Source organism: Haloarchaeobius lipolyticus (assembly GCF_051208015.1).
Classification (GTDB): Archaea; Halobacteriota; Halobacteria; order Halobacteriales; family Natrialbaceae; genus Haloarchaeobius.
Window position 1 is genome coordinate 64,780 of the sequence record NZ_JBPKGF010000002.1, and the last position, 23,601, is coordinate 88,380.

Below are 23,601 nucleotides of genomic sequence, written 5' to 3' on the forward strand. Positions count from 1 at the left end.
ATCGTCGGCGAATTGGGCTGACGTCTGTTGGTTCTACGGTCCGACCCGTGTCTCGTAGATTCGGTGCTCGGGGGAGGGTTCCATCGTTGGCAGCATACGCCCTCTTCCACGTCTATCGGCATCGAGCCAGCGAGCCTTCCCGGCGGGGTAGGGGCGACACAGTTCGGACGAAGCTACCGAGCGTTTCGAGTGTCCCGGGGGGTTCGGTCGAACTGCCGTTTTCTGTTTCCGATCGAGTAAGAAGTATGCAGTCGTCCAAGGCGGGTCCCGGTTATACTGATGCTGTGGGTTAGACATGCCGATTTCATGTAAATAAGTATATGTGGTGGCCCTGAATAGTCAGGGTCGTCGCTACATTCACAGTCGCCGCGAGTCACTTACACACCGGTGTTTGGGGGTTCTAGACGATTCTGGCAGTAGGACATCAGAGAGCTATGTCGATCAAAAAATCATCTATTGTCGGTCGGTTGGGGAGCGAACGTACCAGCGGTTCCACCGTAACAGTGTCACGGCGCTCTGCGCTGAAGGGCATGGCGGGCATCGGACTGTTCGGTCTCGGCGGGGTCGGCACCGCCACCGCGAATCCCGCTGCGACGACGGTCCACGTCGATGGGAGTGTCTCTGCTGGCGATGGAAGCCAGTCGAGTCCGTTCCCGACCATTCAGGAGGGTGTTGCCCACGCGAACCCCGGCGATACAGTGGTCGTCGCAGCCGGCACGTACAGCGGAGTGGTGTCGCTCACCGAACCAATAACGCTCGAAGCAGACGGGCACGTCGTTCACCAAGGCCAGCCAAACGTCCCTCTCGACGCCTTCGAGATACGGTCTTCCGACGTGACTATCAGGGGGTTCCACTTCCAGGAGACGTATTTCGGTATCTGGACGGACTGGGGGAGCAGGCAGAACATCGTCGTCGAGAACAACTCGATGTCCGACGCCATCCGGGGATTCTCGTTCTCCGGTTGCCGTTCCATGACGGTCCGCAACAACACGTTCACCGACTGCGGAGAGGGAGTTCACTTCAATTCAGTTTCTAACGGCACGATCGAAGGAAACGAATTCATCGGAAACACACACGAGGCGGTGCATCTCCGGTGGACGCAGGATGTTACCGTGACCCGAAACACCATCGAGAACGAGACGGTTGGAATCTCGTTCTATGTGCGGGCAGAGGGCCACATATACGACAACTACGTCGCCACCCCGGAGAACATCCACATCAGGTCGTCCAGTTTCTACGAAAATCAGGGACCCACGCTATACGTCACGCCCGCTGCTGGCCCGAACATCCTCGGTGGCCCTCGAATCGGTGGGAACTACTGGTCCAACCCGAGCGGGACTGGATTCAGTGATACTGCATCCGACACCAACGGGGACGGTTTCGCCGACGAACCGTACGTCACCACCGAATCCCACACCACGGGGGCGACCGAGTTCGTCGACCACTACCCGCTCGTCGAACCCCCGTCACACATCGAACTCGGTCTCGACGTCAAGCCTGACAGCGAGGAGAACACTATCAACCCCAACAGCAAGGGGGTCACGCCCGTCACGGTCTACTCGACGGCGGACTTCGACGCGACGACGCTAGACGTCTCGACGCTCAGGTTCGGTTCGGCCGCCGTCGTCGATGCCGGCGACGGCGCGAGTGCGGCTCACGGTGGTCACGTAGAGGAGAGCGACGGTGACGGTCTCGCGGACCTCGTGTTGCACTTCTCGACGCCGGACGCGGGGTTCGTCGCTGGTGATACCGAGGCGAAACTCGTCGGTCAGACCGGCGACGGAACCCAGGTTGTCGGGACCGATTCGGTGACGACCGTCGATGGGAGCGGGAAGAGGGGCCCGCAGTCGAGCAAATCCGGCGGCAAGAAGAGCAAGTAAGCAACCCGTCGGCCTCTTTGCGTAGAGTAGGAGTTAGAGGGTCGTCACTCGCGGTGAGTCGGAACTGTCGCCCGGAACACTACCGCCCGACAATCTACTAGTACGTTCAGCGGAAGTGAAACACCCGAAACGTGTGAGTCGTAACTCGACGGACGTGAACCAGCCATCTCGTCGCGCTACCAACTCGGCTTCGACAGTGTGCCGGGGGGACAAACGCAACCGTTCAGCGTACTTACACCTAGAGAACAACACATGGACATCTCAGGGATTCTTTCGACCCACTACACCGAGTTCGATATCGGCACACCGCTTTCGAAGGTTGCAGGAGCATTCGAAAATCAGGAACTCGATGCCGTCGTCGTAACGGACGGTGATAAGTACCGGGGCGTAGTCAGCCGCCGACAGCTCGCGTCCTCGTCTAACCAGCCCTCGTCGAAGGTTGGTTCCCAGGTGCAACACGCGCCGACAGTTGACCGCACAGAGGACGGGCGAGAAGTCGCGCGACTCATGATCGGCAGTGACGCCAAGACGCTTCCCGTGTTGCACGGGGACCGTCTCGTCGGCGTGGTGACGGCGGATGCCGTCCTCGAAGCTGTCCGGCCGTTCCTCGACGCGGTGATCGTCGAGGACGCGTATTCGGCGAAGCTGGTCAGCGCAAGCCCAGACACAACGGTCGGGAAAGCACTCAACACGCTCCGAGAAGCACGAATTGCACACTTGCCCGTCGTCGAGGGGACGGAACTCGTAGGAATGGTGGGTCTGTACGGCGTCATTGACTTCACGACTCGCGGTAGCAGCAAAAGCCAGGGTGGGTCGTCGGGCAGTTTCGGGGGCAGCGGACGAGCAAGCGGGAGCCACGGCGGATTTGGTGCCCGCGAAGGCGACTCCGACCGGATGCTCGATCTCCCTGTGCGGAACCTGATGTCCGAGACGGTCGAAACCGTTCGTCTGAGCGCACCGCTCGACGACGTCGTCGAAACGATGTTCGACCGAGAGATCTCCTCGCTCGTCGTCACGGACGATGAGAGCGACGATCCGGTCGGTATCATCACGAAAACGGACATCATCGAGGCACTCACCTGGGAACGTGACGACCGGCGTGCAGTGCAAGTGTTTGGTCTCGAGTTACTGGAGGGGATGAATTACGACGACGTCTCCGCGCTGGTCGAGAGCGTGACTACAAAGTACGGCGACATGAGGGTGATCAAGGCCAGTATCGAACTGCACGAGCACAAGGAACAGTCGCAGGGGGTTCCACTGATACTGGCACGGATTCGGCTAGTCACCGACCGCGGCTACTTCACGGCTGATAGGGAAGGGTACGGAGCCACCCACGCGCTCCGTCTGGCTGCGAACGCTATCGAACGCCAGGTGCTGAAAGGGAAGACGTACGGGCAGTCGAAGAAGAACCCCGACGCGGAACCCCAAGAGCATCTGTACGGCTGGTGACTCGGTGGATGACGGCTTTTCCTCGTCCTATACGGACACACCACGGGACGAAGTCGTTCATCGACTTACTCGTCGGACTAATAGGAGGACTATCGCTCGGACGATGTTAGACCTCTGACTTCGGTGTTGGGATCGTCCACAGGCGATAGGAACTGATAGTTGCTCGGGAGTCGGTTCGTTGGCGGTCAGATTGGAAGCTCGGGGGCACCGCTGCGGCGTTCGAGCCGCTCTCCGCGTCGGCTTGGTCGCCATCCGCAAGGAGGCCAATTCCGATATCCGTTACTTCAGCGAAAAGATACCACCCGGCGCGGTCAGCCGCGCGACGGTGGAGAGCCGGAACAGATAGGCGGTCAACACGAGGTAGGGCGCGATGGAGATCGTGAACGCCATCGCCACGAACGGTTGTAGCAGCGGGATGCCGAACATCAACCCGCTTGGGAGGACCTGCCCGTTGATCGCGATAATCATCGAGGCGAAGGACTACGGCCTGTCACGGAAGAGCGCGAGATGCCGGAGCGCCATCCGATTTTCGGTACCGCCGGCGAGCGCGCCCGACAGCACACCGAGCGTGCTGATGAAGGCCCCGACACGGACAAGGTCGACGAGCCCGACCGTGGGTTCCTCGAGGCTCGGCCAGTTCGTCATCAGGTTCGGCGGAAAGACGGCGAACTCGATCAGGAGCATGATCGATCCGACGAGGATGAAGAGCCCCATCATCGCCACGACGAGGATGAAGAACACTGTCACGTTCACCAGTGCCATATGCTCGGTGAACACCTGGCTGCGCTCTCGTGGGAACGTGAGGCGCTGAACGTACAGGAGATGGACTGCGGCAGCGATGACACTCCCTATCGCGAAGAGTGCGGCCGTACGGTTGGTCAGGTTCAGCCCGACGTCCCATGCCTCGGCACTGAACACGAGGATCAGTGTCGGCGTCACAGCGGCCGTCGAGAGGCGCGGGAGTGAGAACGGGAGCAGGGGGGCGCGACTCTGCAGCAGCGTCGCGGCGACGATACCCGGATTCCGAACGAGGCTCACCACGTGAAACGCCAGCCGTTGAAGCCGCCCTCGCGAGACGTCGGCTTGGGGAATGCGGGTCGCAATCCCTCTGAGGTGATCCGTGATGTCCGCATCGAACGGCGGGACGCTCCGTCGGGAGGGGTCAAACGAGAACGGAGCCATGACGCCGCCATCACCGTGGTCCGCACCAAATACGTGTCCCAGGAGGTGAACGAGGAGGGTCGCAGCGTTCCAGCGGACGGCCGGTGAATCGAGCGCCCTGACCGTCTCCCGGTCGTGGGTCCGCAGGAGTCGCCGTGTGGAGACGACAACGACGCGGGCAAGCGGGGAAGCGAGCCCCTCGACGGATCGCTCCTCCCGCGTGGTGAGGGGCACGTCGGTCACGACGACGACTAGGTCGTACGGGCGTTTCGTCATGTGAAGCGCGGCTTCATCGAGGAACTCGGACGGCCGTCGAGGAGCATGGTCGGTGAGCGAGTCCGGATCGGCACAATGGATCCGCCAAGCTGCGTCCGTGGCTGCCGCCAGCTCTTCGATACCGTCCCGGGCCATCCGCTCGGCGAACGACCGGAGCGGCTCGACATCCCCATCAGGCGAGTGCGCAACGAGGACCCCCACGTCGATCGGTGCCCCGGCCTCATCGTCACTCCGATCGTCCACAGTCGGCTGGTCGGGCTGATCCGCCGCATTGAACTGAGATACCGCACCGCCTGAGGGGTTCCGGTCGACGTCGGAGGACTCGTGATTCATCGCTTTAGTGTCGTCCATTATCAGGCGATCTCAGAGATACGCATCGTCCCACTCGTCAGCCAGGTGAGCGTTGCCACAGTTCCCGCACTCGAGCCTGCCTTGTCCGTCGGCGGAGACGTCAGTACTGCCGCACTGTGAACAGAAGTACCCGTACGCGTCCTCCTCGTCCTCCGCATGGGACACCGTGAAAAACGGGGCCTCCCTGCCAGGAACGCTCTCATCGCGATTGACGGACCGGGCAACTCCATCGACGGTGACGGATTCGGGGATCGGAACGGCGGGTTCGTTCGGCGTCTCTGTCTTTTGCCCCTCCGTGAACATGGTGACATCGAACTCCTCCCCGCCGAGCAGTATCTGGTCGTGGTCGCTCTCTTTGAGGCCGAACCCTTTGAGGAAGTCGCCGCCCTCCACGGCTTCGTCGAGGACAACCGCCGCAATCGGCTTCTCGACGAACTCTTCGCGAACGCGGTCGAGCAGCGCCGTGGCGATGCCCTCGCCCCGCGCATCCGGATCCACCTGGAGCCACCGGATCGTCGCTCGTGTTCCGACTTCGACGGTGATGAACCCGTAAACAGTCTCCGTGCCGTCGATCGTCTCGTCGACGACGAGCACCGTCGTGTCCGTATCTTCGAGCAGGTCGTTCAGTGACGTGTCGTCGAACTCCTCTTCGAGAATCGTCTCGATCTGCTGTGGGCTGAGCGAGTACGACGACTGCAGCGAGTCGCGCGCGATCGCTCTGATCCGTTCCCGGTCGGCTGGCTCCGCAGGGCGAACTTCCATGCGGTAAGTTGTCGTTGAACAGAGTTAAGTCGTCGGTTGGTCCTCATCTCTGCGCGGAACAATCCACGCGAACACGTGACCAGCAGGAATCGGACCAGTCTATGGTTCTCCCGGGGTACAGCTGTGACGCTGGGGTTTAGAACGATTCTGACTCAGTCAAGTCGTCATCGTCGGTGGCATTCCCTCCGCGGTCGCTGTACTTTTCTCGACCGACAGCCTCGTCATCGACCATGTTGAAAGCATGAGCGGTCCCATCGAGAGTGTCTGTTTGGTGAGCGTCGCGAGCCGCAGGATGTAGGATGTGAACAGGAGAAATGGCAGCACTGAGATGGCAAACGCGGCGCTGACGACCCAGAGAACGCTCTCGATGTCGAGGAACGTGCCGGTGAACGTTGTCGGGTCGACGAAGGCGACCATCCCCCCAGCGACGGAGAGTTCGACCACTGCGGTGTACAGGATGGCTCGTGAGAGTTTCACCAGCGCCCACTGGATGTATAGGACTTTGATGTACTTGCGGACTACCCCGTACATCGTGAGCACCTCGAGCAAATTTCTGAACGCGCTTCGTTCCTCGTCGGTGAAGGAGTCTTCGTACTCCATCCCGAGCCGTCGAACGTCGTGTATTTTCCGATCGTAGTTATAATCGAGTGCGGACGATACGACGTCGAAGGTGCCGAAATCTGTGTCTTCGAGGTGGGTACGTGCGTGGTCAGCGTTCTCCAACAGGTCGGTGACGTACTCGTTTACCTTCTTGTAGAGCGCTCGGTTTTCAGTCTCGGAGAGTGTGTCTCGCAGTGTCTTCGCTCGCTGTTTGCTCGTTTCGATAAGCGCATCGAGGTAGGCCGCAGGGTCAGATGGCGACGTCATCCCGAGGAGGCTATCGGTGTTCTGGCGGAAGTCCATCGTCATATCCATCCGACTACGCTGACTCCCGAGCGAGCCGATTTCCTGGGAGAGGACGAGCTGATTAATCGTGACGACGAGCGTCATTCCTGTGATGATCGCGCCGACGAGACTGGCGTAACAAAAAGAGCGTCTCCTACTCTTCGGGTACAGTGGTCAAGGTAATCTTAGAGTCTGAACTCACTGATTGTCTGACTATCAGCGATGACGTTGCAAAGTAGTCCTGAGAGGACTACTAGTAGTTTGTCGCCCGGAACACTAACGACCGGTCTCATCCCTGGCGGCGTGCCGTGTCGACCGGGAAACCCTCGTGCCGGGCGGGCAGCGTCGTCAGTTGCTGCCGGATGCCGAACCGACTGACGCCTGTTCGGCTGGCCGCAGAGCGGCCGACGATACACTGTCGCGTGCCTGGGTTCTCCGCCGTGTCATCGCAACCAGAAGTGGATACGCTCGGGCGGGGACTAGTGGCACGCAGTCGAGAGTAGTCCATCCGTCCGGTAATCTCTTGCGACTCCGCGTGGCCGTCCTCGGCCGCCCTATCAGACGTGTCCCGGGATGTGCTTGTACTCCCAGTCGTTCGTGTAGGCCCGGTAGAGCCGCTCCCGCATCGTCGGGTTGGAGAGGAGGTCGGCGAGCAGTTTCGGGCGTCTCGCGAGCCGAAGGAACGCGTGTTTCGGGTCTCGGTCCACCTCCTCGACGTCGATGCCCGACACCGCGTCCATGACGCCGCCGAGGAGGTCCGGCCGGCCGTCCTCGAGCGCCCCGCGGACGATGTACGCCAGCCGGTACTCGTTCTTCAGTCGGTGGTAGAGATGGCGCGGATAGTCGACGAGCTTGTTCTCGGCGGCGAGTCTCGCCATCAGGTACGAGGATTCGACCGCCTGCGAGATGCCCTTGCCCGTGAAGCGGTTCGCGATGCCGGCGGCATCGCCGACGCGGACGACCGATTTCGTCGGGAAGTAGGTCCGTCGCGGGTCGAGCGAGGGTCCCCGCGGGATGGTGTAGACGTTCGCTTCCTCTCTCGTGGGGACGGGCCAGCCGTTCCGCTCGCAGGCGTCGGCGAAAGCGTCCATGTACGAATCGGGGCGCTTCGACTGGGCCCAGCCGATACCCACGTTGGCCCGGGTGGGCGACTTCGGGAACGCCCACGAGTAGCCGAGGTAGTTCTCGAAGACGATGAGCGAGTTGGGGTAGAGGTCGGAGAAGTCCCCCTCGACGTCGGCGTTGAGGGCGGTCATCGCGCCGGCGTACTCGCCGGTCGTCCCCTCGACCTTGCTCGCCATCGAGGGCTGGCCGGTCGCGTCGACGACGAGGTCGTGTTCGTCCTGGAACGCTTCGAACTCGGCCTTCGTGACGCCGGTCTCGTCCCGGACGTCGACGCCGCGCTCTGTGAGCAGTTCTGCCCAGGAGCGTTCGACGAGATGTCGGTCGGTCACGTACCCGTCGCTGGACGGGAAGGTACCTTTCCCGGCGAGGTGGCGGTCGCCGGTCTCGCCGGTGAACACCTCGACCTCGAACGCCGGCGTGTGGTTCGGGAAGCCGTTCTCGGGCGTCTTCTCCAGCGGAATCGCAGCGCCGTGTGTCATGGCTTCGCCGCAGTTGACCCGCTTCGTCTCGTAGGACTGCCGTTCGTAGAGAGTCACGTCGTAGCCGAGGCTGCGGAGGGCGTGCGCGGCGGCGAGGCCGGCCATCGCGCCGCCGACGACGGCGGCAGACCGGCCGGAACAGTCCAGATGAGCGGGGAGAGAACGGTGACCCAGATAGTCGAGGAACGGGTCGGAATCGAGAGATGGCTGCGTCATGGAGAGAGGTTCGGACGCCAGTACAAAAACTCGTTGCCGTTTCGACACGGCGGTATATCACCGGGGCTCCGTAAGCACGGAGCGGTCCGCTCGAACCTGCGAATCAGACCGTGTACTGGTCCTCGCGGAACTGGACGTAGCCGTCCTTCGCGATGGAGCGCTTCTTGCGCTTGTACTTCGTCAGCAGCTTCAGTCCCCCGACGCCGGCGGAGAGCTTGCCCTTGACGAGCGAGCCGTCGCTGCCGTCGGAGAGCAGTTTGCTGGCCATCTCGAACGTCTCGTCCCACTGGTCGGGTTCGTAGTCGCCGACGATGTCCGCGAAGGTGACGTTGCGGAGTATCTCGTCGCCGATGGCGTCCTTCCAGAGGTCGTTGTACCGGTCGAGCGAGTCCGTCGCGGCGAGTCGCCCGGCCAGTTTGCCCGTCCGGCAGGCGACGTGGTAGCCGCCTTCGTGGAAGGCGGACGTGGTGCCCATCGCGCCGCCGGCGACTGCGATACCGGCACCCGTCGGGGAGTCGATGGGTCGCGTCGAGGAGATGGGGTAGGTCTCGGTGCCGCCCGACTTGCCGCGCTCCTCGACGAGCGGGAAGTCCTCCTCGATGTCGTACTCGTCGCCGTACTCGATCTCGAGCAGCCGGCGGACGTACTCGCCGGCGCGGGGGAGCGACTCGTCGTCCGGTTCCAGCAGGCGGTAGGCCGACGGGTCCTCGACGTCGTCGAGCGACATCCCGATGGGCATCGTCAGGCCGACGCGGGCGACGTTGCCGTCGTTCGGGAAGACCCACGGGTAGGCCGTCTCGCCGGGCATCCATCCCCACCAGAACTTGAGGACGTTCTCCTCGAAGACCTCCTCCGGGAACTCGCGGTGTTCCTGGTAGGCGATGTGGTTCGCTTTGGGCGGCGACAGCTGCTCGGAGATACTCGTCCCCGACGGGACGAACTGGTCGAGCGCCGGGATGGTGACGGTCCGCTGCGGGCCGTCGGCCAGCACGAGATACTTCGCCGCGACGTTCTCGCCGTCGGCGAGCTTCACGGTGTGGCGGTACTCCGCGTCGAGGTCGGACTCGACGCTCTTGACGGAGACGCCGACCTCGTAGGTCGCGCCCTCGTCTTCGGCTCGCTCACGGAGGTAGTCGTCCATCCGGGCACGCTGGAAGGTGTAGCCCAGTCTGTCGTACGACGAGTCGATACCGGTGCTGTGGAGGGTACAGGACTCTGCGGGGCCGACGAAGTCGACCGCGTCGAGCTGCTGGAGGACGATTCCCTCGGGGAACTCGTCCGGGTCCTCGTCCATGATGTCGACCCAGTAGTCGAGCATTCCCGCGGCGTCCGTCGAGTCCGGTCCCAGCCCCTCGCGGTCCGCACGGGGGACACCCTTCTCGAGTACCAGTGTGTCCGCCCCGTGGTAGGCCGCCTCCATGGCGGCGCAGGTTCCTGCGGGACCACCGCCCACGATGGCCACGTCAACGCGCTTCATATCCCGATTCCTCTCGGCAAGTCCTAATAAACCCCCTGAAGCGATGCGGTTCGTCGTGATTACTGATAGACAGGTGAGGGTGGCCGTTGCCCACGGTCCCTCGGCGGACTTTTGGCACTTCCCGTCGACGCCACGAACATGCACGACGCGGAGACCCTCACCGTGACGAAAGCCGACGCAGTCGGCCGCATCACCCTCGACCGACCGGAGACGTACAACTCGCTCGACGCCGAGACCGCCGAGGCGCTCGAAGCCGCCGCTCGAGACCTCGCCGCGGACGACGAGATTCGCTGCATCGTCCTCACCGGCAACGGCCCCGCCTTCTGCTCCGGCGCGGACCTCTCCACCTTCGAGGGTGACGAGTCGGACACCGAGCGACTCGACGCCGTCGCCGGCCCGCTTCACGGCTCGATAGAGGCGCTCGTCACCGCCCCCAAGCCGACCATCTCGGCCGTGAACGGGGTCGCCGCGGGTGGCGGCCTCGGCCTCGCGCTGGCTGGAGACGTCGTCCTGGCACACGAGGATGCCCGGTTCGAGTTCGTCTACCCGAGAATCGGGCTGTCGGGCGACGGCGGCTCGACGTGGTTCCTCCCGCGGCTGCTCGGCTACCGGAAGGCGCGGGAGTTCGCGCTGCTCGACGAGCCGATTCCTGCCGCGAAGAGCGTCGAGGCTGGGTTGGCGACGGAGGTGGTCGCCGACGAAGAGTGGGAGGACCGCATCACCGAGGTCGAGGAGAAGTTCGGGGACGGGCCCACGGCGGCGTACGGAACGATCAAGGAACTCCTGCACGCGTCGAACCGGCGGTCGCTGTCGGAACAGCTCGACGTTGAGAAAGAGGAGATATCGCAGCTGGCGACGACGGGCGACTACGAGCGCGGGTTCGCGGCCTTCTTCGGGAAGGAGGAGCCGGAGTTCCGGGGTGAGTGAGGCCGATGTTCCGGGGTGAGTGAGGCCGATGTTCCGGGGTGAGTGAGAGCGGTCGCTCGGAAACCACCTCGTCATCCGCTTCCCTGCCGCAAGCGCCGGTAGTTTAGTGCCTTCCCATCCTCACCTCGTCCATGACCCACACACCCGACGTACTCGTTCTGCGCAACCGCTGCCACGGGATGCCGGTCGAGGAATACGCCGCGGCCCTGCGGGACCGCCTGCCGGACCACGACGTCGTGCTCGCACGGACGCCCGAGCAGGAGCGCGAGCACATCACCGACGCCGAGATAGTCACAGGATTCGTGCTCTCGCCTGATCTGCTCGACCACGCCGAGAACCTGCGCTGGTTCGCCTGCGGCTACGCGGGGACGGGCCACCTCCCGCGCGACCAGCTGGCCGAGATGGGCGCTGTCCTCACCAACGCCTCGGGCGTCCACGGACCGAACATCGGCGAGCACGTGCTGGGTGCCATCCTCACCTTCTCGCGGCGGTTCCACGTCGGCTTCCGGCGACAGGAGCACAACGAGTGGCGGGCGTACGAGACCCGGGAACTGGCCGGTTCGACGGTCACCATCGTCGGCCTCGGAGCCATCGGGAAGGCGGTCGCCGAGCGACTGGAACCGTTCGACGTGGAGACGGTCGGCGTCCGGTACACGCCCGAGAAAGGTGGGCCGACGGACGAGGTGGTCGGATTCGACGAACCTGGCTTCGACGAGGCGCTGGCCCGGAGCGAGTACGTCGTCCTCGCCTGTCCGCTGACCGACGAGACGGAAGGACTCATCGGCCGCGCCGAACTCGACACGATGCCGCCCGAGGCCGTCGTCGTCAACGTCGCCCGCGGGCCCGTCGTCGACACCGACGACCTGACCATGGCAATCCAGCGCCGGTGGATCCGCGGGGCGTCGCTCGACGTGACCGACCCCGAACCGCTGCCGGGCGACCATCCGCTGTGGGACCTCGGCAACGTCCAGATAACGCCCCACAACGCGGGCCACACGCCGAAGTACTACCAGCGACTCGCGGACGTCGTCGCCGAGAACGTGAAGCGGGTCGACGAGACCGGGCGGTACGACGACCTCCGGAACCAGGTCGGCCTCTGACCCACCTCCTAGCTACTAGAGGCTCGCTCTCTCTTTTCGGGCGGGCAGCGTTTATTACTCTCCCCGACACGCGTAACGTATGCCGAAATCCTCGACCGACTGGCGGCCGCCCGGGCCACGCGGCCTCCCGATACTGGGCAACACACTCGACGCCAGCCGCGACCTGCTCTCGTTCCGGACGGCGGTCGCCCGGACCTACGGACCCATCGCGAGCTTCGAGACCCTCGGACAGGAGTTCTGCCTGCTCACCGACCCCGACCTCATCGAACAGGTGCTCGTCCACGAGAACCAGCGGTACGTAAAGGGCGACCTGTTCCAGCGACTGCTCTCGCCGGTCGTCGGAAAGGGTCTCCTCACCAGCGAGGGCGAGTTCTGGCGGCGACAACGTCACCTCATCCAGCCCGCGTTCGCACCCGAGGCGCTGGCGCACTACGCCGACGTCATGGTCGAGGAGACCGAAGCGTGGGTCGACGGGTGGGATGACGGAGAGGTCCACGAGATGCACGAGGAGATGCTGTCGCTGGCGGGAGAGATCGTCGCCCGTGCCCTGTTCGGGGTGGACGTGAGCGACCGGACCGAGGTCGTCGGCGAGGGGCTGGACGCCATCATGGCCTACTCCGAGAACCTCCTCGCATCGATGCTCCCCGACTGGCTCCCGCTTCCGAAACGGCGACGGCTCGAACGGTCTATGGAAGAGCTCGACGCCGTCGTCGCCGACATCGTCGAGGAGCGTCGGCAGGATCCCGGCGAGGACGTGGTTTCCGCCCTGCTCGCCGCCGAAGACGAGGACGGTCAGGGGATGAGCGACCAGCAGATTCGCGACGAGGTGATGACGCTGTTCCTCGCCGGTCACGAGACCACTGCCCTCACGCTGTCGTTCACCCTGTTCGCGCTCGCCCAGCAGCCAGCGGTCGAGCGACGGCTCGTCGACGAACTGGACGAGGCACTGGGGGGCGACCCACCGACCGTCGCCGACCTCCGCAAACTGGACTACCTCGACAAGGTGGTCACGGAGTCGATGCGGCTCTACCCGCCGGTCCACGCCATCGTCCGCGAACCGACGCAGGACGTAGAGCTGGGCGGGTTCACCATCCCCGCGGGCACGCCCATCTCGATGCCCCAGTGGACCGTCCATCGGGACCCCGAGTACTATGACGACCCGATGACGCTCCGACCGGAGCGGTGGACCGACGAGTTCGAGTCACAGCTACCGCGGTACGCCTACTTCCCCTTCGGTGGCGGGCCGCGGCGATGCATCGGCGACCGGATGGCGACGATGGAGGCGAAGCTCCTGCTCGCCATCATCCTGCAGGAGTACCACCTCGAACTGGTCTCGGACCCGAAGCTCGACCTCGCGGCGAGCATCACGACCCGGCCGAAGTCGCCGATAGCGATGCGACTGCACGAACGGGAGTGACGGGACGAAGGACGAGCGGTTCGGGTTCGAGAGGCGAAACTACAGGTAGCCTTCCGACAGCAGCAGTTCGCCGTTCAGCACGCTCGCACCTGCCGCGCCGCGAATCGTGTTGTGGGCGAGGCAGTTGTACTGCAGGCCGAACGTCGACTCCTGGAAGCCACCCGCCGCGATGGCCATCCCGCCGCCGACGTTCCGGTCGAGCCGGGGCTGTGGCCGCTCGGGCTCTTCGAAGACGTGGATGAGCGGGTCCGGCGACGACGGCAGGTCGAGGCTCGGGAACTCCCGCATGGCCGCGTTCGCGCCCGAGGGCGAGATGTCGTCCTCCGCCTCGACGAAGACGTTCTCCAGGTGACCGTCGAGCGTCGGGATGCGGTTACAGGAGGCCGCGACCTCGACGTCGTTCAGGTCGAGCGCCGCGCCGTCGAAGCTTCCGAGGAGCTTACGCGACTCGGTCTCGAGTTTCTCCTCCTCGCCGCCGATGTGCGGGATGGCGTTGTCGATAATCTCCATCGAGGTGACGCCGTCGTAGCCTGCGCCGGAGACGGCCTGCAGGGTCGCGACGTGGACCCGACGGAGGTTGTAGCCCGCGGCTTCGAGCGCCGCGAGCGTCGGGACGAACGTGATGGTCGAGCAGTTCGGATTCTTCACCAGGGCGCCGTCCCAGCCGCGCTCGTCGCGCTGGACCTCGAGCAGGTCGAGGTGGTCGGCGTTAATCTCGGGGATGACGAGCGGCACGTCCTCGGCCATCCGAGCGTTCGAGGAGTTCGAGGAGACGACGTAGCCGGCTTCACAGAAGTCCGGTTCGACGGCCGCGCCGACCGACGACGGGAGCGAGGAGAAGAGCAGGTCCACGTCGTCGGGCACCTCGTCTGGGTCGGTCGCCGTGACGGTCGCGTCGGCGACGGACTCCGGGATGGGCGAGTCGACGCGCCACTTCGCCGCCTCGCGGTACGATTTGCCCGCGCTGTCGTCGCTCGCGGTGAGTGCGGCGATCTCGAAGTCGTCGTGCGGTTCGAGCAGTTGGATGAGGCGCTGTCCGACGGCACCGGTGGCACCGAGGACGCCTACGCGTACGGTCATCGTTTCTGCCTCTCGGCCCTGCCGTAGCAAAGGCCTTCGGGTGGGGTCAGACATTGCTGGGGCCGCAGTGGCGGCTGCCGCGTCCGACCGCCGGAACTGGTTTAGGGCCCGGCTGGCTATCCTCACGGGTGCGATAGTTCGACGAGGCGAGGTCTTCGGCTCGATTCGTCGCACGGACTCTCAATGGACCCGAACGCATCTCCGACAGACGAAGCGAGCGTCCATATCCGGACGGACGGTGGCGAAGACGATACTGGCGCGTATCCGATGAACCGTCGCGAACTGTTACTCTCCGGCGCGTCGTACGCGACCATCGGTCTCGCCGGCTGTGACGCACCGCTCATCACGCTCGCGCAGGTTCGCCGGGCGGCCGACGCGGGCCACGGAACGGAGGCGGCAGCCGTCTACCGGGCCACTCGACGACAGAGCGCGTCGCCCGTCTCTGCGGCTGGCATCGACGCGGCGAGCAGGATCGTTTCGTCCCCTGGCGACGAGTCAGGAGCGGACGGCCACGAGTCAGAAGCAAGCGACGATGGGCCAGAAGCAGTTAACGACGGGGTCGAAGCAATCGACGGGCCCGAATCAAGGGCCAACGAATCAGAGAGAGTCGACCCGGCAGCGACCGACGGCAACGAACGGGCTGACGCGGTGGAGACAACGGAGTCGGCAGTATCGGGTGAATGAGGAGCGGCAGTCATTCGGGTGAGCACGGGCGATTCTCCGGGTGAGAATCGAAAGAAGAGACCGTTCTCGAGACCGCTTTACCCCTCACCAGCGGTGGTGAACGAACTCCCGTATCGACTCGTCGTACACGCCACGAACGTGGTCGAAGTCCCGGAACGAGGGGGCCGGCAGGTCGGCAGCCGCGACGTTGTCCGCGATGTGCTCAGGAGAGGTCGACCCGGGGATGACCGTCGAGACCGCCTCGAACGAGAGGATCCACCGGAGCGTGAACTGCGCGAGCGTCGCCTCCGCTGGAACGACCGGACCGAGTTCTTCGGCGGCGTCGACGCCGACCGGGAGCGGGACGCCGGCGAACGTCTCGCCGACGTCGAACGCCTCTCCCCCGCGGTTGAAGTTCCGGTGGTCGTTCTCGGGAAACTCCGTGTCGGCGTCGACGTTCCCGGTCAGCAGACCGGAGGCGAGCGGGACCCTGACGATGACGCCGACGTCCGCCTCACGCGCCGCGTCGAAGAACCGCTCTGCTGGACGCTGGCGGAACGGGTTGAAGATGAGCTGGACCGTCTCGACGCCGGGGTACTCGATGGCCTTCATCGCCTCTTCGACGCGCTCGACGGAGACGCCGTAGTGGGCCAGCTTCCCCGCCCGCTTCAGGTCGTCCAGGGCCGCGAACGTCTCCGGCTGGTAGTAGACGTCGGTCGGCGGACAGTGAAGCTGGAGCAGGTCGAGCGTGTCGACCCCGAGGTTCTCCCGGCTCCGGTCGACGAACCGTTCGAGGTTCTCGTGCGTGTAGCCGTCCGGTTCGTGCGGGTCGAGCCGTCGTCCGGCCTTCGTGGCGACGACCGGCTCCTCCGGGCGCTCGGCCAGCACCTCGCGGATGCGCGTCTCGCTTCGCCCGTCACCGTAGACGTCAGCCGTATCGAGGAAGTCGATTCCCTCGTCGAGCGCCGCGTACAGTGCCTCGCGAGCTGCCTCGTCCGACACGTCACCCCAGTCGCCCCCGAGCTGCCACGTACCGAGGCCGACCTCGGAGACCTCGTAGCCAGTCGAACCGAGCGGTCTTGCTTGCATGCTGGGACCGTTGGCCGTCGCTCTGATAACGGTTCGGGCGTCGGCAGTCCGGTGTCACGGCTACCGATGCAGCCTGCCTCGGTAGCGCCGCTGCTCCCGTCGAGAGAGAACGGAGAATGCGAGAAGACGGTCTACTGCTCGACCGGAGCGCCCTTCTTGTGGGTGACGTAGCCCGCGATGCGGTTGCGGACGGATTTGGACTCGATGTTCGTGAGCTTCTGGACGCTCTTTTTGTTCGTGTCGAAGTCGTCGGTGAACGCCTTCGGGTACCGTTCGAGCAGGATGGACCCCGTCTTCTTGACGTAGTCGGGCTTGATTGCCATACTCGCTTGTTCCCCATTCGCCCCCTAAAATGATTCGTTCTGCGTCTTCCAGTCGGTCAGACTCGCGATGCGCGCCATCGCCTCGCGCTCTCGCGGCCCGCCACACTTGTCGACGACGGCGTCGAGGAACGACAGGCGCTGTTCGAGCGTCGTCCGGTCGAACGAGTCCACGTCGAGGCGGGATGCCGCGACCGTCGCCTCGATGACGGCCCCGTGCCCCCGGTTGATGGGGACGACCGATTCGCGTTCGACGTCCGACTCGACCGGGTGGAGTTCCCACTCGGCCCACTCGGTCGCCCCGTCGTCGCCCGTCGTGACGAACTCGACCTCGCACCGCGCCCAGGCGTCCGCACTCGGCAGCACGGGCTCGTCGCGCTCGAAGATGGAGAGTGCGGCCTCGGTGAAGTGGACCGGGTCGCGCGTGAACTGGACGACGCACTCGCCACGGCGGTCGAAGTTGATTCGGGTCCGGGTTCGTCCCCACGTCCGCGCCGTGACGGGGTCGCCGGCGTGCAGGCCGAGTGCGGCGAGGTTCCACCGTCCGTTCGGGCCGAGCGTCGCGACCACGGACTCCGTGACGCCCGTCAGGTCGACGGGCCACGTCTCGTCCGGTCCTGGTACGTCGTCCTCGGCCATCAGACGACCACCTCGTCCCGTTCCAGCGCGACGAACGTTCCGGCCGCGACCACGTCAGCCGTCGTCCCCGGATTGACGCCGCGGGAGACGAGGTCGTCGCCGAACGCCTCGATTTCGTCGAGCGACGCATCGAGAAGGTCCGTCGCCCGGTCACAGACCGATTCGGCCGTCTCGGTCCCGTGCTGTTTCGCCACGAGCGAGTCGGGGAACTCCGCCAGCTGTTCGAGGAATGCTCGTGCGATTCGCTCCGGAACCGGTCCGTCGCCGCTCGCAATCTGGTCGCCGACCGCGAAGCTCCGGGGGAACCCGGCCGTCCACTCGACCGCGTTCCCGTCCTCGGGCGCACTCATCTCCATCAGGTCGTAGAGCGTGAGTCCTCGCTCTTCGACGGCGGAGACGGCATCGCTTCCGCGTCTGGCATCGAGTTCGTGCGCATCCTCGGGTGGGTCGGCGACGAACACGTCGACGTGGTCGAAGGCGCGGTAGAAGCCGGCGGCGTCGGCGACTGTCGTCGTCTCCACCGCCTCCGTCGCCGCCGCGGGGGTCAGGTTGCCCTGTCCCGCCACCCGAACCAGCGGGACGAGCAACAACAGTGCGCCGAACTGGGTGTTCCCGCCGCGCTGGTCGGCCATCCCGGCGACCGCCGTCTCGAAGGCGTCCCCGACGGGTTCGCCCGCTGCTGCACCTCGCAATCCCTCGCTCGCACCCACCGCTCCTGCCAGAAAGTGCTCGAACCGGAGGTCGTCGAAGTCCCGGTGTCGGTCGACGTTGCCCGGTTTCGGCGTCCCGGCCACCTCCAGCAGGAGCGCGAGTTCCGCGTTCTGTGCGGCGGTTCGCATGCCTCGCGGTTCGGTTCGAACCGTCAAGAAAGGCGCGCCACCGGCGAAGACCGCGGTTCGGGTTACCTCCCCTCGGCGTCGAACCACCGGTCTACCGCGTCGCGCACCCGACCGAGGACGCGCGGGTCGTCGCTCGGTCGGCCGACGCTGACCGCGTCCGCACCGTACTCGAGGTACTCGTACACCGATTCGCGGCCGCGGACCCCGTTGTTCGCGACGACGTAGCAGTCGGTCGCGTCTGCCAGCACACCGACGACGGACTCGGAGTCCATCGCGTCGACGTGGAGAACGTCTGCACCGGCGTCCTCGAGCCGAGTTGCGGTCGTCGAAAGGTCGACGCCGGTCACCTCGGCTCGAATCTTCACGCTGACCGTGGCTCCCTCTCCGGCCGCCGCGGCGACGTACTCGCAGAGCCGGTCGGTGTCGCGTAACAGCGTCTCGCCACAGCCAGCCGCGCAGAGTTCCTCCTGTCGGCAGTGGGCGTTTACCTCCAGAATCGCGTCGTGCGCCGCACAGACGGCCGCCGCTTCGGCGACGGGTTCGACCGTGGCGCTCCGGACGTTGAAACCCGCCAGGATGGGGTCGTCCGCGAGCGATTCCAGCTGGCGGTCGACGAAGGCGAGCGGTTCGTCGGGGAGGAACTCGTTTCTGTCACGGGCGACCAGCTCGCGAGCTGCTGCTCGCGACTCCTCGTCGATCGCGATGCCGCCCAGCACCGCCAGGTCGGCGTACGCACTCGCAGCGCGTGCCCAGTCGGCGTTCGACTCGCCACTCAGACTCGCGAGGACGACCCGTGGAGAAGCCTGCATCTCGTGCTCACTCTACCGCGTCGATGGCCCGTGCGACGGCCTCGCAGACACGGGCTGCGTCCTGTCTGTCGTCGATACGGATGTCGGTCTGCTCGACCGGCGCGTCGAAGTCGACGTCGTCGCTCTCGTCGACGACGTAGGCGTCGGCAAACGGGTACGCGACCGACAGCCCGTTCGTGCTAGGCTCGCCACCGACCGCCTCCATCAGCTTCGACGCCGGTCCCGAGAACGCTTCGTCGCCGAGGAACGGAGAGACGACCACGACCGTCGTGTCCCGTAGCGCCTCGCCGAACCCGGGAATCGACAGCATCGGGCCGATGCTGGTCACGGGGTTCGACGGCCCGATGACGACCGTCTCCTCCAGCGCGTCGAGCACGCCCGGCGCGGGGTCTGCCTTCGAGGAGCCGCGGAACTCGACATTGTCGACGTCGGGCTCGCCACCGTGGCCCACCCAGAACTCCTGGAAGTGCATCATCCCATCCGGTGTATGGATGAGACTCGCGACGGGGTCGTTCGTCATGGGGAGGATGTCGATACCGAGGCCGAACCCCTCCGCGAGCATCGCGGTCACCTCCGTGAGCGAGTGTCCCGAATCGAGGAGGCTCGTCCGTGTCACGTGGACGGCGCGGTCCCGGTCGCCGATCTCCATGAACTCCGCGACGCCCGAGAATCGCCGCCAGCGGGCGATGTCGCGTCCCTTCGTCTGGTACTCGTCGGGCAGGTAGTTCGGGCCCTCCGGGAGGTCCATCGCGTTCGCGATGTCGTGGAGCGCGGAGTGTGTCCGAGTGGTATCTCCGCGGATGCCCCACCATCGGTCCCGGTCGAGGATGCCGCCGCCCTGGAACAGCAGGGTGTCGACGTCGGGACAGACGAACAGCCCGCCGAGTTCGATGTCGTCTCCGGTGTTCGCGATAACTGTGGTCTCGTCTGGCGAGAACGCGGCAGCGGCCCCGTCTAACAGTTTGGGGGTTCCGGTGCCACCGGAGAGGAACGTCACCATACGGACCCGCTTCAGCGTGGAGGCTATAATCAGTTCCGGCCCGAATCGCCACTGGTGCGTGGACGACGACCGGCTACTGCTCGCGGAGCCAGTCGGCGAAGGTTCCCTCGAGCAACGTCTCTCGCTGGTGGTCGACGTAGGCTCGCTGGGCCTCGAAGATGGCCTCGTCCAGGTCGGACCCCTCGTCGACGGCCTCCCGGACGCGGTCGTGCTTCCAGCTCGCCGGGGTCACCTCCTGTCTGACCCGTACCCGGAGCGGGTAGAGGTAGTGGGCGGCCTCCTCCTCGGTGAGCCCACGGCTCTTCAGTCCCTCCTCGGCGTGGTCGAAGATATCGGCGAATATCTCGTCCGTCTCCATCGTCTGGTGACCGTCGTTCGTTATCCAGGTCAGGTCTGCGTCGAGACCGTCACGCATCGCCCGGTAGAAGTTGTCGTGGGCGAGTTCCCAGTCGAGGTCCGCGACCGGATGTTCGAGTCGCGGCATGCTCGCCATCAGACCGGCGAAGACCGCCTGATAGGCGACAGAGTCGCGGACCGTCGGCTGGGCGGAGATTGGCCGGAACTCGATGCGGGCGTTCGCCGCCGAGCGAGTCGGCCCGCCGAACACCGGTCTGACCCAGCGCCAGTAGGTGCCGTGTTTCGTCCGGAAGTGCGCGAACGCGTCGTCGAATCGGTCGGACTCGCCGACCGGCATCGGGACGAGCGTGTCGTCCCCGGCAATGCGGTCGACCGCCTCCTCGACCGAGTCGATCTCACGCGGGAACCGGACCTTGCCGGCCGTGCCTGCCTCCGCGTTCAGGACGGTCTCGAACACGCTGATGCGGTGTTCCATCCACGCGTCGTCGAGTATCGCCTCGGCCGTGGCGTCCTCATCGTAGAGGTCCGGCGGGAAGAACGGGGAGTTGACGCCCAGCGCGAGCAGTGGGCCAGCTACCCGGATAGCGTACCGGAAGTACGTCGGGAGGTCGGCCGCGTGCGAGACCTGATAATGCGGTTGGATGGACGTGATGAGGCTCTCGGGCAGGACGGTATCCGCCTCGAGGTCGACGTGAGGCGCGTCGAGTCGCATACCCGCCGCAGTGGCCCGGTCGGTGTTGGCCATCGCGTGGTACCGGTCCGAGTCGCTCATGTTCGTCCCGATTCGGACGCCGCCATCGTCGACGCTGTCCGTGAGGTACTCCCGTGCGGTCTCTCCCTCGGGTGGGATGGTCCACATCCCGTCGCTCACGAGTCGCATCCCCTCTGAGCGGGTGCAGTCGAGGGCGGTCCGTAGTCTCGCCAGTACCTCGTGCTCCTGAGCGAGCAATCCGTGGCGGTTGAACGGCTGCGGACTGGTCGACATCTCGGCGTTGTGCAGGCCGAGTTCCTTCTCGAACCCGATGAACTCGAGGAGCCGCCGCGGGACCCGTTTCAGGGTGTACTTCCGGTCGACGCTGGTCGTATCGACGTCCGATTCACCGACCGCGTAGAACTCGTACTCGAACCCCACGATGTCCTGTGGGTTGTCGAACGTCCCCGCGGCCAGCTCGCGCTTGATCGTCTCGGCGTCGGCCTCGACCTGTGTCTGGAACTCGTCGGGGTCGACGTCGAGCACGTCCTCGACCTGGTCGGCGAGGTCGTCGTCAGGCATGCGCGAGAGTGCGTGCTGGCAGTTCTTCAAAGCCGTGCCTATCGGCGTGAGGCGATACACCGAGTGGCAGCTGCCACGACACGTATAGAGCGAACAGGCGACACGTGGATGCAGACCACCACGAGGGTGCAGTCGGTACCACCGGAGAGCCGTGTCGCGCGGCCGCGAACTCCCCGGTGGCAGTCGTCAAGTCACGCCCACGTTGGCTCCGGCTTCGTACTTTAATCCTCACCCGACTCCGGGCGCTTTATCTGGCAGTCTCGCCGAGTGAGCGGTGATGGAGTTCGCGGCGTTCGCCTCACGTGCGGCCGAAATCGAAGCAGAACCGGCAGACCTCGCTATCGTCTCGCTCGTGGGCGACCTGCTCGCGGACGCGGACGACGACCTCCCCGTGGTGGCCCGGTTCGTGCAGGGACGGGTCTTCCCGGCCTGGGACGACAGGAAACTCGACGTCGGGCCGAACACGGTGTACGCGGCCATCGCACGGGCTGCCGGGCCGAACGTCGACGCAGACGACGTCGAGGATAGACTCGCAGACCGGGGCGAGATCGGGGCGGTCGCCGCGAGTTACGACTTCGGCGGCCAGCAGGGACTCGCCGCGTTCGGCGCGGGTGGCGGCGGCGACCTGACCGTCGCCTCGGTGTACGACGAACTGGAAACGCTCGCCGCGACGGAAGGGTCGGGCAGCGACGACACGAAGCTCGACATCCTGTTCGGGCTGTTCAACCGGGCGTCGTCCGAGGAGGCCCGCTTTCTCGCGCGGCTCGTCCTCTCCGAGATGCGAATCGGGGTCGGCGAGGGAACGGTCAGGGACGCCATCGCCGAGGCGTTCGACCGGCACACGGAGACGGTCGAGCGAGCGGTTCAGGTGACGAACGACTACGGGCTGGTCGCAGAGACCGCCCGGGACGCGGACGAAACCGCGCTCACCGACCTCTCGCTTACGGTGGGTCGACCCATCCAGGCAATGCTCGCACAGGCGGGGACCGCAGCCGGGGCGCTGGAGTCGTGGGACGAGGTCGCCGTCGAGACGAAGTTCGACGGGGCTCGAGTGCAGGTTCACTGGGACGGCGAGGACGTGACGATCTTCTCCCGGAACATGGAGGACGTGACCGCCGCACTGCCCGAGATCGTCGAGACCGTGCGAGCGGACTGTTCCGCGCCAGCCATACTCGATGGGGAGGTCGTCGCGGTCGACGACGAGGGCGACCCCCTCCCGTTCCAGCAGGTGCTCCGTCGGTTCCGCCGGAAACACGACGTCGCCAAGGCACGAGCGGACGTCGAGGTCGAGCTGCGGGCGTTCGACTGCCTGCACGCGTCGGGTGAGGATCTGCTCGACCAGCCACTCGTTACGCGGCACGAACGGCTATCGGCCGTGTTAGATTCGGGTGTCGCCGACCTCACGCTCACCGACGACCCCGACGAGGTCGCCGACGTCGAAGCGGACGCGCTCGCGGCAGGTCACGAGGGCATCATGCTCAAAGACCCCGAATCGACCTACTCCCCCGGGAAGCGCGGAAAGCGATGGCGAAAGCGGAAACCGGACGTCGAGACGCTCGACTGCGTCGTGACAGGTGCGGAGTGGGGCGAAGGGAGACGCGCGAAGCTCCTCGGCACGTTCGAGATATCGGTCCGAACCCCCGACGGCCCGGGCGAGTTCGAACCCATCGGGAAGGTGGCGACGGGCGTCACCGACGAACAGCTCGAGGAACTGACCACCCTGCTCGAACCCCACGTTCGGGGACAGGAGGGGCAGACTGTCGACATCGAACCGGTGGTCGTCTTCGAGGTCGGCTACGAGGAGATACAGACGTCACCGACCTACGGCTCTGGCTATGCGCTTCGCTTCCCACGGTTCGTGGCAGTCCGCGACGACAAGGCGGTCGCGGACGCAGAATCACTGGAGCGTGTCGAACGACTCGCCGCGGCCCAGCACTGACAACCCAGAACGTACTTCCCAGCACTGACAACCCAGAACGTACTTCCCAGCACTGACAACCCAGAACGTACTTCCTTGACCCCCCAGT

At 65.2% G+C, this 23,601-nt stretch carries 21 protein-coding genes; 7 read left to right on the top strand and 14 right to left on the bottom strand.

Annotation, left to right across the window (positions count from 1 at the left end; genetic code table 11):
* Positions 1-530 precede the first annotated feature (530 nt).
* The gene (locus tag ACSC1Y_RS03395; RefSeq protein ID WP_435333275.1) at positions 531-1,880 is read left to right on the top strand and encodes a right-handed parallel beta-helix repeat-containing protein; all 1,350 of its coding nucleotides are present in this window, start codon (positions 531-533) and stop codon (positions 1,878-1,880) included.
* 252 nt (positions 1,881-2,132) lie between these two features.
* The gene (locus ACSC1Y_RS03400) at positions 2,133-3,329 is read left to right on the top strand and encodes a CBS domain-containing protein (RefSeq protein ID WP_435333276.1); all 1,197 of its coding nucleotides are present in this window, start codon (positions 2,133-2,135) and stop codon (positions 3,327-3,329) included.
* Between the two features lie 279 nt (positions 3,330-3,608).
* On the opposite strand, the gene ACSC1Y_RS03405 is transcribed toward ACSC1Y_RS03400, so the two are convergent.
* From ACSC1Y_RS03405 to ACSC1Y_RS03430, 6 genes are all read right to left on the bottom strand, one after another.
* On the bottom strand, positions 3,609-3,797 hold the full coding sequence (locus ACSC1Y_RS03405) for a DUF7972 family membrane protein (protein ID WP_435333277.1): 189 nt from the start codon (positions 3,795-3,797) through the stop codon (positions 3,609-3,611).
* A 12-nt stretch (positions 3,798-3,809) separates the two neighbouring features.
* On the bottom strand, positions 3,810-5,117 hold the full coding sequence (locus ACSC1Y_RS03410) for a hypothetical protein (protein ID WP_435333278.1): 1,308 nt from the start codon (positions 5,115-5,117) through the stop codon (positions 3,810-3,812).
* A 12-nt stretch (positions 5,118-5,129) separates the two neighbouring features.
* The gene (locus ACSC1Y_RS03415) at positions 5,130-5,879 is read right to left on the bottom strand and encodes a GNAT family N-acetyltransferase (protein WP_435333279.1); all 750 of its coding nucleotides are present in this window, start codon (positions 5,877-5,879) and stop codon (positions 5,130-5,132) included.
* A 156-nt stretch (positions 5,880-6,035) separates the two neighbouring features.
* Positions 6,036-6,869, bottom strand: a complete 834-nt coding sequence (locus tag ACSC1Y_RS03420) for a DUF7972 family membrane protein (protein WP_435333280.1) — start codon at positions 6,867-6,869, stop codon at positions 6,036-6,038.
* Between the two features lie 452 nt (positions 6,870-7,321).
* Positions 7,322-8,584: an NAD(P)/FAD-dependent oxidoreductase gene (locus tag ACSC1Y_RS03425; RefSeq protein ID WP_435333281.1), complete on the bottom strand. Its 1,263-nt coding sequence runs from the start codon at positions 8,582-8,584 to the stop codon at positions 7,322-7,324.
* Between the two features lie 103 nt (positions 8,585-8,687).
* Entirely contained in the window at positions 8,688-10,061 is a 1,374-nt protein-coding gene (locus ACSC1Y_RS03430; protein WP_435333282.1) for an NAD(P)/FAD-dependent oxidoreductase, read from the bottom strand.
* Between the two features lie 138 nt (positions 10,062-10,199).
* On the opposite strand from ACSC1Y_RS03430, the gene ACSC1Y_RS03435 reads away from it, so the two are divergent.
* From ACSC1Y_RS03435 to ACSC1Y_RS03445, 3 genes are all read left to right on the top strand, one after another.
* On the top strand, positions 10,200-10,988 hold the full coding sequence (locus ACSC1Y_RS03435; RefSeq protein ID WP_435333283.1) for an enoyl-CoA hydratase/isomerase family protein: 789 nt from the start codon (positions 10,200-10,202) through the stop codon (positions 10,986-10,988).
* Between the two features lie 131 nt (positions 10,989-11,119).
* Positions 11,120-12,088, top strand: a complete 969-nt coding sequence (locus ACSC1Y_RS03440; RefSeq protein WP_435333284.1) for a D-2-hydroxyacid dehydrogenase — start codon at positions 11,120-11,122, stop codon at positions 12,086-12,088.
* Positions 12,089-12,167: 79 nt separating this feature from the next.
* Positions 12,168-13,505, top strand: a complete 1,338-nt coding sequence (locus ACSC1Y_RS03445) for a cytochrome P450 (protein ID WP_435333285.1) — start codon at positions 12,168-12,170, stop codon at positions 13,503-13,505.
* Positions 13,506-13,544: 39 nt separating this feature from the next.
* Here ACSC1Y_RS03445 and asd read toward each other — a convergent pair whose 3' ends face one another.
* Entirely contained in the window at positions 13,545-14,585 is a 1,041-nt protein-coding gene (gene asd, locus ACSC1Y_RS03450; RefSeq protein ID WP_435333286.1) for an aspartate-semialdehyde dehydrogenase, read from the bottom strand.
* Positions 14,586-14,768: 183 nt separating this feature from the next.
* On the opposite strand from asd, the gene ACSC1Y_RS03455 reads away from it, so the two are divergent.
* Complete coding sequence (locus tag ACSC1Y_RS03455) at positions 14,769-15,269, top strand: hypothetical protein (protein ID WP_435333287.1); 501 nt, start codon at positions 14,769-14,771, stop codon at positions 15,267-15,269.
* Between the two features lie 84 nt (positions 15,270-15,353).
* Here the strand turns inward: ACSC1Y_RS03455 and ACSC1Y_RS03460 are convergent, their stop codons facing one another.
* The 7 genes from ACSC1Y_RS03460 to ACSC1Y_RS03490 form a co-directional block, all read right to left on the bottom strand.
* Complete coding sequence (locus ACSC1Y_RS03460; RefSeq protein WP_435333288.1) at positions 15,354-16,337, bottom strand: aldo/keto reductase; 984 nt, start codon at positions 16,335-16,337, stop codon at positions 15,354-15,356.
* 131 nt (positions 16,338-16,468) lie between these two features.
* Positions 16,469-16,660 (bottom strand): 30S ribosomal protein S17e, encoded by a 192-nt coding sequence (locus ACSC1Y_RS03465; RefSeq protein ID WP_435333289.1) that lies wholly within the window; start codon positions 16,658-16,660, stop codon positions 16,469-16,471.
* Between the two features lie 24 nt (positions 16,661-16,684).
* Positions 16,685-17,296, bottom strand: coding sequence for a DUF447 domain-containing protein (locus ACSC1Y_RS03470; RefSeq protein WP_435333290.1), 612 nt, complete (start codon positions 17,294-17,296; stop codon positions 16,685-16,687).
* A complete protein-coding gene (locus ACSC1Y_RS03475; RefSeq protein WP_435333291.1) occupies positions 17,296-18,135 on the bottom strand; it encodes a triphosphoribosyl-dephospho-CoA synthase in 840 nt (279 codons plus the stop codon). The genes ACSC1Y_RS03470 and ACSC1Y_RS03475 overlap by 1 nt, the downstream gene beginning before the upstream one ends.
* A gap of 62 nt (positions 18,136-18,197) precedes the next feature.
* Positions 18,198-18,944, bottom strand: coding sequence for a tRNA-dihydrouridine synthase (locus ACSC1Y_RS03480; protein WP_435333292.1), 747 nt, complete (start codon positions 18,942-18,944; stop codon positions 18,198-18,200).
* A 7-nt stretch (positions 18,945-18,951) separates the two neighbouring features.
* Positions 18,952-19,944: a 2-phospho-L-lactate transferase gene (gene cofD / locus ACSC1Y_RS03485; protein WP_435333293.1), complete on the bottom strand. Its 993-nt coding sequence runs from the start codon at positions 19,942-19,944 to the stop codon at positions 18,952-18,954.
* Between the two features lie 73 nt (positions 19,945-20,017).
* Entirely contained in the window at positions 20,018-21,574 is a 1,557-nt protein-coding gene (locus ACSC1Y_RS03490) for a glutamate-cysteine ligase family protein (protein ID WP_435333294.1), read from the bottom strand.
* 277 nt (positions 21,575-21,851) lie between these two features.
* Here ACSC1Y_RS03490 and ligA point away from each other — a divergent pair, with 277 nt between their 5' ends.
* Complete coding sequence (gene ligA, locus ACSC1Y_RS03495) at positions 21,852-23,513, top strand: ATP-dependent DNA ligase LigA (protein WP_435333295.1); 1,662 nt, start codon at positions 21,852-21,854, stop codon at positions 23,511-23,513.
* The last annotated feature ends 88 nt before the right edge of the window (positions 23,514-23,601 follow it).